The sequence below is a fragment of the Streptomyces sp. CB02009 genome, assembly GCF_001905825.1.
Lineage (GTDB): Bacteria > Actinomycetota > Actinomycetes > Streptomycetales > Streptomycetaceae > Streptomyces.
Map to the genome: position 1 here is coordinate 1,609,170 of NZ_LIVV01000001.1, position 10,132 is coordinate 1,619,301.

At 70.4% G+C, this 10,132-nt stretch carries 8 protein-coding genes; 4 read left to right on the forward strand and 4 right to left on the reverse strand.

Annotated elements, in window-relative coordinates; translation table 11 throughout:
* Positions 1-495 precede the first annotated feature (495 nt).
* Positions 496-693 (forward strand): hypothetical protein, encoded by a 198-nt coding sequence (locus AMK27_RS07190; protein WP_073903666.1) that lies wholly within the window; start codon positions 496-498, stop codon positions 691-693.
* A gap of 305 nt (positions 694-998) precedes the next feature.
* On the opposite strand, the gene AMK27_RS07195 is transcribed toward AMK27_RS07190, so the two are convergent.
* Positions 999-1,349 (reverse strand): hypothetical protein, encoded by a 351-nt coding sequence (locus tag AMK27_RS07195; RefSeq protein WP_073903668.1) that lies wholly within the window; start codon positions 1,347-1,349, stop codon positions 999-1,001.
* A gap of 61 nt (positions 1,350-1,410) precedes the next feature.
* Positions 1,411-1,563 (reverse strand): hypothetical protein, encoded by a 153-nt coding sequence (locus tag AMK27_RS42665; protein ID WP_158076906.1) that lies wholly within the window; start codon positions 1,561-1,563, stop codon positions 1,411-1,413.
* Between the two features lie 147 nt (positions 1,564-1,710).
* Between AMK27_RS42665 and AMK27_RS07200 the strand changes: the two genes are divergently transcribed.
* The gene (locus tag AMK27_RS07200; protein ID WP_073903670.1) at positions 1,711-2,469 is read left to right on the forward strand and encodes a MerR family transcriptional regulator; all 759 of its coding nucleotides are present in this window, start codon (positions 1,711-1,713) and stop codon (positions 2,467-2,469) included.
* A gap of 164 nt (positions 2,470-2,633) precedes the next feature.
* Here AMK27_RS07200 and AMK27_RS07205 read toward each other — a convergent pair whose 3' ends face one another.
* Positions 2,634-6,224 (reverse strand): LamG-like jellyroll fold domain-containing protein, encoded by a 3,591-nt coding sequence (locus tag AMK27_RS07205; protein ID WP_073903672.1) that lies wholly within the window; start codon positions 6,222-6,224, stop codon positions 2,634-2,636.
* Between the two features lie 81 nt (positions 6,225-6,305).
* Between AMK27_RS07205 and AMK27_RS42290 the strand changes: the two genes are divergently transcribed.
* Positions 6,306-6,551: a hypothetical protein gene (locus AMK27_RS42290; RefSeq protein ID WP_143204823.1), complete on the forward strand. Its 246-nt coding sequence runs from the start codon at positions 6,306-6,308 to the stop codon at positions 6,549-6,551.
* Between the two features lie 209 nt (positions 6,552-6,760).
* On the opposite strand, the gene AMK27_RS07215 is transcribed toward AMK27_RS42290, so the two are convergent.
* The gene (locus AMK27_RS07215) at positions 6,761-7,165 is read right to left on the reverse strand and encodes a growth inhibitor PemK (protein ID WP_073903676.1); all 405 of its coding nucleotides are present in this window, start codon (positions 7,163-7,165) and stop codon (positions 6,761-6,763) included.
* A 476-nt stretch (positions 7,166-7,641) separates the two neighbouring features.
* Here AMK27_RS07215 and AMK27_RS07220 point away from each other — a divergent pair, with 476 nt between their 5' ends.
* A complete protein-coding gene (locus AMK27_RS07220; RefSeq protein ID WP_079188239.1) occupies positions 7,642-9,756 on the forward strand; it encodes an FG-GAP repeat domain-containing protein in 2,115 nt (704 codons plus the stop codon).
* The last annotated feature ends 376 nt before the right edge of the window (positions 9,757-10,132 follow it).

Here is a 10,132-nt window from a genome sequence, read left to right on the forward strand (position 1 = left end):
GCTGCGGGGAAGGCAGGGCGCCAAGCACACGCCTACTGCTCATGGGTGCGCAGGCGCATGCGTCCGCTCGTGGTCACCGAGGCCGGTACGCAGTGGCCAGCACGGAGACAGTGACCCGCTCGGGCAGGGTGGCGCCGTCGTTCAGGTCCGCACGACTCACGTGGCGCACTCGGCGCCATCGCCACCAGGTCCAGCACATCCAGCCTGGACAGGGTCGCGGAGTACTCCACCTGCTCGGTGACACCTCCTGCACCGGCAGCGACCACGCGCCACGGATTCGGCGAGCTGCCACTTCGAGTCGCCCAGGTACGTCCGTCCCGGGGCGGATCCCTGGACACTCCGAACGCCGCACCGGGGGCTGTACGCGGATCTCATCGAGCCGCGTCATCAACCAGGGGTGAGGACGTCCTCCAGCGCCGGGGGCATCGGACCAAGGGCGCGGTCGCCTGGAACACGGAGACCGGCAAGGAACTGTGGCGCCAGGCCGCGGACGAGGTGACGATCACGCCGAACGCCCTGCCGGCCAACGGCGTCCTGTACGCGTACCTCGACGGCACCGGGGCCGCGCTCGACGCCGACGACAAGAAGCCGCTCGGCTCCGGGATCGACGAGATCCCGCAGTTCACGACGAACGGGTATGCCGTCCTCCGCGGCACCGGAGGCCTCTTCGTCTTCGCAACCCAGCCCGTCTGACAGGCGCCCTGCCCCCGGTTCAGGAGGTCCGGTGGATCCGGGGGACCGGGGGACCGGGGGGCTTGGGGGCTCGGCGGTGCTCAATGGGATCAGGTGCCGGCGCCATGGGGTTGGGGCAGGAGACGGCGTACGGTGTGCACCCCGCGATGAGCCGCAGCGGCGAAGACCGGCCTGAGGGACCGGCCGGTCTCGGAGGCGCCCGGCCCGAAGGCGGGCATGCTGAGCATCACGTTGAGGACGGAGGTCCGGCCGCGTCGCTCCGTTTCTTGCGCAAGCGCGGCCTGCTCGATTCCCGCGCTTGCCGATCAGCCTTCGGCGTCCGGCGAAGGTGGTTCGGCATCCGCGGCGAGGGTGACTTGGGCCGTCCATGACCAGGGCTCCTGAAGCGTATCCCAGCTCACCTTCACATCGGTGTCGTGGAAGTCGCGCGCGAGTTCCGTCACCATCACCGCCGCCGCAATCCGCGCATCTTGCGGGTCGGTGTTGATCGGCACGTTCAACCGCCCGCAGAGCGTTCCGCTTTCGGTGAGGACACTGGTGCGCCAGCCCTCCGGCGTTGCCGACAGGACGATCCCCTTCGGAACGCCCCAGGCGGGCCGCTTCTTCTTCTCTTTCTTGCGTCTCACCACGCCGCTATCCAACATCGTCGAGCCCATGGTGACGAGTCTGGGTGGAGGATCAACCGCCACGGCGCGGTTTGGCGCTTGCCTTGCACGGCTAGCGCACATCCTTCAGGAGGGCCCCGACGAGTCCGAAGCCCTCCGGGAACTGCACCAGGCAGTCACGACGAGCCAAGTTTGTCTCGGCGGTTGCCATCTCCTCGAGAGTGTCGATCAGCTCCTGCTGCTGACTCGACAGCATGTCGGTCATGCGCGCGACACCCTCCATCACCTTGACCGCGTCGTCCTGACCGAGGGGATCTGGGATCGGGGGTTGAAGTTGCCGTTGCGGCAGCTCCTACCGTCGTGACGAGGGCCGGAGAAACCGGCCCTGCGATACATACGTGCAGGAGTCGCCATGGACTGGTCGATCGCCGAGGTGGCCCGGATGTCGGGCGTCACCGCCCGGACACTGCGCCACTACGACGAGACGGGCCTGCTGCCGCCCGCCCGGATCGGCGCCAGCGGGCGCCGCTACTACGCGGAGCGTCAGCTGCTGCGGCTGCAGCAGATCCTTGTGTTGCGGGCGCTGGGTGTCGGGGTGTCGGAGATCGGCCGGATCCTGTCCGAGCAGATCGACGAGGTGGATGCCCTGCGGGGCCACCACCAGCGCCTCCTCGCGGAACGGGACCGGCTCGACGCGCTGGCCGGCACGGTTTCCCGCACGATCGCCGAACTGGATCAGTCCAGAAAGGACGGCAATCCCATGACCATCAACCGACCGGAAAACCTCTTCGAGGGCGTGACGCCCTCCCAGTACGAGGAGAACATGCGCGACTTCCCCGAACTCGCCGAAGAGATCGGGCGACGCGCCGTCACGATGAGTCAGGCCGACGCCGATGCCGGCCACCGTGAGCGCACCGCGCAGATGATCCGGCTGGCCGAACTCATGGCCGCGGGCCTCCCGGCCGACGCCGACCGGGTCCAGGCCGAGATCGACGGCCAGTACCGGGCACTGGCCGAGCTGCGCGCGGTCTCTGCCGAGGAGTACCGGGCCATCGGGCGCTCCATCGTCGTCAACGAGACGTGGCGCGCCGCCTACGAGTCCATCGCTCCCGGCCTGGCCGCGTACCAGCGTGACGCGATCGAGGCCTACGCCACCTCCCGGCTGAACTGAGACACACCGCGACCGCCATCGCGGAAGGTCCGCGATGGCGGTTGCGGCACGCTACGACCAGTCGGTCATGCTCGATGCCTGAAGACCGGACGCGGCCGCCGAGCGGAACGAGCCGAGTCCGGGCCGCCGCCGCGGTCCCGGACTCAGCCTCGTCCAGCCGGTCGTCACATACGGGCGTACTCGCCGGTCGCGATCACGTCGAGCGGCAGGTGCACCACCGGGGCCGCCTGCGCCGGGGCGGTGTTCGTGGTCCACAGCGCGGCGATCTCGGAGCCGTCGAGTGCCGTGCGGTAGACGCGGAACTCGTCGAGGGAGCCCTTGAGCGGCTGGCCGCCGACGGGGCTGTCACCCAGGAGGAAGCCCTGGACGGCGAAGGCGTCCGGGTAGGTGAGGGAGCCCGTGATCGGCTTCGGCTTCCTGGCACCCTCGGCGTCCGTCTCGTAGACCTCCACCCCGTCGAGGTACAGCTTCGCAGCGCCGCTCTCGCGGGTCAGCGCGACGTGGTGCCAGCCCGCGCCCGGCGCGTCGACCGCGATCTCGGTCGACCCGGTGTCGGTCTGCGTGAAGGCGACGAGCTTGCGCTTCGTCACGGCCACTCCGTCCACCTGCTCCGTACGCCACTCGGTGCGTATGCGGAGCTGGCGCTCGGAGGCGCCGTGACCGAACGCCCAGACGATGCTCTGCGTAGCGGAGGCCTCGGGGTCGTGGCTGAACACCGTGGCGACGGTGAAGTCGCCGTCGCGGAGGGCTTCGGAGTCGGTGTAGGGCAGCACGACCCGTCCGTCCTTGCCGGGGCTGCCGTTGGCTCTGAACGCCCTGCCGAACCTTCCGTCGGGCCTGCCGGTGCCACCGTCGACGGAGGCGTTGTTGGCATGCGCCGACGAGTCCGGAGTGGCACGGCCCGTCGCGGCGGGACGCACCACGCTGTGCTGCTGAACGTTGCCCGGCTCCATGGACCACCTGAAGCGCGGCCTGTCACTGGGGAACACGCGCGCGGGATTGGGCTCGTTGGTGGTCGGAACGGGCAGCATCGCGTCGAGATCCTGCTGCTTCAGCGCCTTCCCGTAGAGGCGTACGTCGTCGATCGCCCCGCTCAGCGGTGCCTCGGCGCCACTCGTTCCGGGTTTCGACCCGACACGCAGACCCAGCGGAGTGGTTCCCGCCAGTTCCGTGCCGTCAGGGGCGGTGCCGGACCCCGCGGGGAACGTGAACGTACCCGTGAGGGGGAGCGGTTCGGTGAGCCTGCGGTCCACTCCGAGCCGGAAGCCGTCTGCGCTGCGGATGAGAGTCAGCAGGTGCCACGCGCCGTCGCCGAAACCGGCCGGGGCTTCGATGATCTGCTCCACGCCCTTGCCCGGTGCGGTCTCCGCCCAGGCCCGGATGCGGTTCTTCGACGGCTCGGCACGTGCCCATAGGGAGGGCGCCCAGTGCTTGGTCGCCGCGCCGTCGGGATCCACTCCGTACGCCCACAGCAGGACCTGGTTGGCGCTCGCCTGTGTCGAGTCGTGCTTGAACCAGAGCGCGTAGGTGAAGTCGTCGGAGCCGACGTCGACGCCGGGCCGGAAGGGCGTCTCTACACCGGGGTGGGCGGCGTCGATCTTGAGGGATCCCTTGTCGACGGCCGCGTCGCCGAGCCGGTTGGTTTCACTGACCCCGCCGAGGATGGTCCCGTCGACGCAGCCTTCGCGTCGGGCGCCCGTGGCCTCGACACACGCGCCGGACACGTCGTCCGAGATCGACACGTCCCGCAGGGAGACCGGGTCGGCCCTGTCCACGACGTGGAACGGCAGCCACAGCCGCAGGTGCTGATCGGCCGTGCCGATCTCGTCAGGCGTCAGGGCGGCACGGTGGAGCCGGACCTCGTCGATGGTGCCCCGGAAGGGCGCGTATCCGTCGTCCGTCCCGGCACCGATCCTGATCCCGGTGTTCCCGTCCGTGACCGGCCGGGTGACCGATCCGCTCACTGAGGCGCCCTGGGACGTCGCCGAGTGACCGTCGACATGGAGTGTGATGTCGCCCCCGGTGCGCACCAGGGTGAGGGCGTGCCACTTCTTGTCCGCGGAATCCCCCAGCCCCGGGAGGGGCACCGACACGGTGGCACCGCCGTCCTTGGCCTGCACCTGGGCGGTCACTCGGTCGCTCTTGGCATCCGTCTGGATCAGGATCCCGGGCTTCTCGGTTCCCTGCCCATGGGCCTGGAGCAGGACGGCCGGGCCGGAGTCGGGCGCGGCCGCATCGTGCTTGAAGCGCAGGGAGTAGGTGAAATCCCCGTCCGCCGGGTCGAGGGACCGGGCGTAGGGCACCTCCGCGCTGTCGCCGTTGCCGTCGAGGACGAGGCCCTGGCCGGCCGCTCCGCCCGTGGTGAGCTTGGCGTCGCCGGTGAAGTAGGCGTCGTTGGCCTGAGGTGAGGCGTCCGGAGTGGTCGGGCCGGCGGGCCGGGTGGTGCCGGGAGCGGGCACGCCCTCGTGTGCGTAGGAGAACAGGGGGCGGGGGTCGATCCGGCGGAAGTTGATGGTGGCCGCGGACCAGTCCGTACCTCCCGACATGCCGGGGAGGTTGCCGCTCTCGTAGACGAGTCCGATCTCGCCGCCGGTCAGCTCGGCGAGATCGGAGTAGCCGGACTTGCCCGGCTTGACGATGGCGCCGACGGGCCGCCAGTCGGGTCGGCGGTCACCGGTGGTCGGGTCCGGGGGAGTGGTGCTGGTGTTCCAGGCGTAGAGCCGGAGATCGGCCCGGTCCGTGGCCGAAGAGGGCGCGGCCATGAGCAGGGTGTCGCCGGCCACCTTGTCGTAGGTGTGCTGGAGGGTGAGGAGGGACCCCTGGGTGTTGGACGTGGTGAACGGGAGGGACGTGAAGGCGGGGGTACTGATCCCGTCCGTGCCGGTGATGGCGTACGCGCGGTGGCTGCCGGGGAGCTCGTTGCGCGCGCCCACGTAGACCCGCCCGTCCGGGAGCTCCGCCACGGCCGCCTCGCCCGGCTTCATCACGCCGGCGGCGAAGGAGTTCTGGGACGAGCCGGGCTTCCAGGTCTGCCCGTGGTCGTCGCTGTAGAGCACTCCGGCGTGCTGCTCGTCCTCATCGGGGCCCTGGTAGACGCCGACGACGAGGCGGCCGGGGTGGGGACCGGACTGGAGCTGGATGCCGTGCGCGGGGCCGGTGCCGAACCAGCCCTTGAGAGGCGCCGCAGTGCCGGTGGGGGCCGGGTAGGGAAGGAGGCGGTTGGTGGAGCGCGGGGCGCTGAAGCTGAGGCCGTCGTCGTCGCTGGTCTGGACGATCGCCTCGCGGCGCGGGCCGGTACCGCCGGGGGTCGCCGGCTCGGCGGTCGACAACAGAATGACCTTGTCGTTCAGCCTGTCGACGACCGGTGTGGGATTGCCCCGGGTGTACGGAGCCAGAGAGTCGGCGGCCGAACCGGAGAGCACCACACGGATCGGCCCCCACGTGCGGCCCTCGTTGGTGGAGCGGCGAACGACGATGTCGATGGCACCGCGATCCGCGCAGGAGGGAGAGGTACGGGCCTCGGCGAACGCGAGCAGGGTTCCGGCGTCCGTGCGGACCAGCGTGGGTATCCGGAAGCAGCCGTAGCCCGCGGTGCCGGAGCGGAACAGGATCTGGTCCCCGGGCTTGCCGGCGGCGGGGTCGGCACCCAGGAAGTCGGTACCGCTGGCGGCCGCCGGAGCGGCCGGGAGGAGTGTGGCCAGGAAGGCGAGCAGGGGCAGGACGAGTATGCCTGCCAGAGTATTGGATCTTCGCATCGGATGACGTTACGTCATTTCCTCGGTACGGGGAGGCACGGGCCCCCGCTCCCCGATGAGGCTGTCGCTCTCTATCGTGAGTTGGCCGCTGCCAATCCAGACGGCCCCCTGCGCGACCTCGCCGTGTCCCTCAACAATCTCGCTGTCCAACTCGGACATCTGGAGCGGCGCGAGGAGGGGCTGACGGCCATCCGTGAAGCAGCCGACCACTACCGCCAGCTGACCCTGCGGGATGCTGCGAAGTACGAACCGGATCTCCAGACTTCCCTCGAAGTGGCTGAGTGGCTGGAGTCACTTCCGTCGTCCGGCCGGCAGTCGGGCCTCTGAGAACCGGTCGCACGATCGGGGGCAGCGACTGAATGGGCCAAGCCGGAGCCCACTTCGCCGCAACCGAGTCGGCATGGAGAGCAGCCCACCAGTTCTCCAGCCGTGGATCGTGATCTCTGTGGTGAGGGACGCCGAGGCGGCAGGCGGCAAGCGTCGATCATCGCGCCCGAGCTCGCCCACGCCGTCACGGGCATCGACTCCGCCTCCGTCTAACCGGGTTCACCGCGACGGAGGGCATCCCCTGCCTCGCTGAGCTTCGCGGTCGTGGCCGGGGCCCACTCCTGCGCCTGTTCAGCGAGTCGGAAGGCGTCGTCGATCTCGCTGAGCTTCGCGGAGGACAGGACGGCCGCCCGCTCGATCAAGTCGTCCCGGGACACGGTGGTCAGCCACGAGCACGGGGTGAGGCCCGGACGCGGGAACGCGAGCCGCAGTACGCCTTCGAACGGCAGTCCTTCACCGACGCCGACCGTCACTTCGATGCCCAGACCGCTGATGTCGATGCCCGCTGGAGCGACGACCTGCATGACCCGGATCCCGGACGAGTCGTCTCCCGACAGCAGTACGACCAGCCTCCGCTCGTCGTACTGGGCCCACCAGACTTCGCCACGTTGCACAGGTCCTCCAGACACATGACGACAGGCAGACGCTGTGCGACCCTGACGCGTTGCGGAGACGGGGTGCGCCCACCGTTGACCATCAGTATGTGAAGCCTTGAAATCATGCGGCAGTCGCAGGCACAGCGTAGTCCTCGCTCGCCGGCACCAGGCGTTCGAGGGCCAGGTCCGCGACGACGCGCGGGCCCACCGGCGCCGTCGGTGGCCGGCGCCAGGGCCGCCCGCGTACAACCATCGGTGTCGATCATGGGTCCAACCGTCGTGCGGCGACCGCCGCAGCCGGATGTTCCTGGGGGGAATCCAAGGTGCAGTACCGTTCGTCCACCCGTCTCCTCGCCGCAGTCACCGCCGTGTTAGCCGTCACGTCCGGCACCGCGCTGACGGCCCTGCCCGCGACCGCCGCAGCCGCTACGGCCGCACTCGCGACTGCCCCAGCCGCTACCGCCGCACCCGCGCCGACCGCCCCGGTGAGCGCGGTGCAGTCGCCTCTCCAGGCGGCCGACGCGGTCACGCTGCCCCACCCCACGGAGATCGTCAGCGCCGGCGCGACCGGATACCTCACTCGCGCCGTGTACCCGTCCGGCACCGAGTACCGCTGGACCACCTACGCGGACGGCACCACCAGATACCTGACCACGCCCCGCACCACCTTCATGGGCGGCCAGTCAGACATCGTCTTCTCCCGCAAGGAGGGGGAGGACCTCTACTGGATCAACGACATGACCCGTACCGACAACGGCATCCGTTACGCCATGTCCCACAACCAGGGCTACATGCTCCGCGGTATCGCCGGCGAGACGCTGGTCATGTCGTACACCGACGAGGACACCGGTGTGCTCGACGTGAACCTGGTCAGGCGCCCCGCGGACACGCCCACCGGAGGCGACGTCACCGTCATCCCCGGCAACGCGCGCATGGGCCGCGTGTGGGCCAGCACCCCCGGCACAGCGCTGATCCAGTACTACACCGGCACCGGCGCCGACCTGCGTACCTTCCTCGTCGCCGTGGACACCGCCACCGGCCGGGCTGTGGACGGACCCCGGCAGACGCACTCCGAGCGGACCGGCGCCGATGCCTTCGTCTCCCGCACCCACGTGGCGTGGATCGAGCGCACCATCGCCAACCGCGTCCAGCTGGTGACGACCGTCCGCGGCGTCGACGCCCCCGAGGTCACCACGGACCTCGGCCAGGCTTCGACCGGCGCCGACATCGACGTCAACCTGGTGGGCGACTGGGTGACCACCAGCGAGCTCAACGGCCGCACCGCCACCGTCGCCTCGCCGCTCTTCCCGCTGACCGCCCGCTCCCTGGCCGACCCCCGGACCACGGTCAAGCTCCTCGACCACGTCTCCAGTTCGGCCACCGCCCCGAACGGCGACCTGTACGCGCGCGGCGGTACGGTCGCCCAGGGCGAGGGCATCTACCGGATCTCGCCCGACCCGGACGGCAAGCCGGTCGCCACCCTGGTGGCCGGCACCGACGCCCCCACCGCGCTGGCCCTCACCTCCACCGATGTCCCGTCCACGGTCGACCTGGACAAGAACGGTGGCAAGGTCACGCTCCAGTGGCTGCTGTCCCGCGAGAACGCGGGCGGCAAGGTCACCCTGCGCCATGTCCGCACCGGCAGGACGGTGGAGTTCCCGTTCGAGAACCGCGCCGGGGTCCGTCGTGAGTGGCAGGGGACCTTGGCCGAGGGTGCCCTCGCCCCCAACGGCGACTACACCTGGCAGCTCGACGCCAAGCCGCTCAACGGCATCGGCCCCGACCTGAGGAGGACCGGCACCTTCAAGGTGACCCGCAAGGCGGGCCTGCACGACTACGACGACAACGGCGCCCCGGACCTGCTGTCCCGTGACGCCGCCGGCGGCCTGTGGCGCGACGAGGTCAGGAAGACCCCGTTGTCCACCGACTACTGGTCGCTGGAGAGCAAGCCCCTCGGCGCAGGGTGGAACGGCTACAACCAGATCGAGGCCGTCGGCAACGTCGCTGGCGCCGCCGCCCCCGACCTGGTCGCGCGGGACGCCTCGGGCATCCTCTGGCTGTACCTCGGCAAGGGCGACGGCACCTTCGCCGGGCGAACGAAGATCGGCTCCGGCTGGAACGGCTACAACAAGATCACCGGCGGCAGCGACCTCAACGGCGACGGCTGGTCCGACCTGCTCGCCACCGACGCGTCCGGCGTCCTGTGGGCGTACCAGGGCACGGGCAACTGGTCCGCACCCTTCCGGGGCCGTACGAAGGTCGGCGGGGGCTGGGGCGGGATGAACCAGATCACCGCCGTCGGCGACGTCGCCGGTACGCCGCAGGGCGACCTCCTCGCCCGCGACACCGCCGGCGTCCTCTGGCTCTACCAGGGCGCCACCGGTTCGTCGTTCGCCACCCGGGTCAGGGTCGGCTCGGGCTGGGGCGCGTACACCCACCTCGTCGGCATGGGTGACGTGGACCGAGACGGACGCAACGACCTGTTCGCCTACGGCGCGAGCGGCTCCTTCGTCTACCGAGGAACGGGTGTCGCCACGGCGCCGTTCGGCCCGCGCGCGTCCAGCTCCGTCTACCCGGCGCTGCCGACTCCGCGCCACCCGATCGTCTGACCCGTTCGGCCGCTGGGCCGTAGGGGAGGGGGCGGCGGTGCGGCCAGTACCTGGCGTCACCGCCGCCCCCTGCCGTCCCGTGGCCGCAGCCGCGGCGTGTTCCGACGCCGCTCAATGCCAACCGGTGTACCCGTCGGGGTGCCCTCCACCAGTGTCGCCCCGTGTGAGGCCGTACAGGAAAAGCCCGAGCACGAGCAGCGCGAGCAGTACGGTCCACACATTGCCGGGTAAATCCGTGTTACTCGGGCGCTCGGGTGGTACGTCCCCCTGGTGCCCGGTGTCGCTGTCCTCGCCGCTCATTCCGCCCCCTCCGTCCCTCTTCATGGCACTGCGCTGCGCCGGTGACGTCAAGCCCTCAGTGGCTCGGAAGGGGCGA

Bases quoted from the DNA above. Each gene is read 5' to 3' on its own strand.
- AMK27_RS07195 (WP_073903668.1), bottom strand. From the start codon at position 1,349: ATGGGCTCGACGATGTTGGATAGCGGCGTGGTGAGACGCAAGAAAGAG.
- AMK27_RS42665 (WP_158076906.1), bottom strand. From the start codon at position 1,563: ATGACCGACATGCTGTCGAGTCAGCAGCAGGAGCTGATCGACACTCTC.
- AMK27_RS07200 (WP_073903670.1), top strand. From the start codon at position 1,711: ATGGACTGGTCGATCGCCGAGGTGGCCCGGATGTCGGGCGTCACCGCC.
- AMK27_RS07205 (WP_073903672.1), bottom strand. From the start codon at position 6,224: ATGCGAAGATCCAATACTCTGGCAGGCATACTCGTCCTGCCCCTGCTC.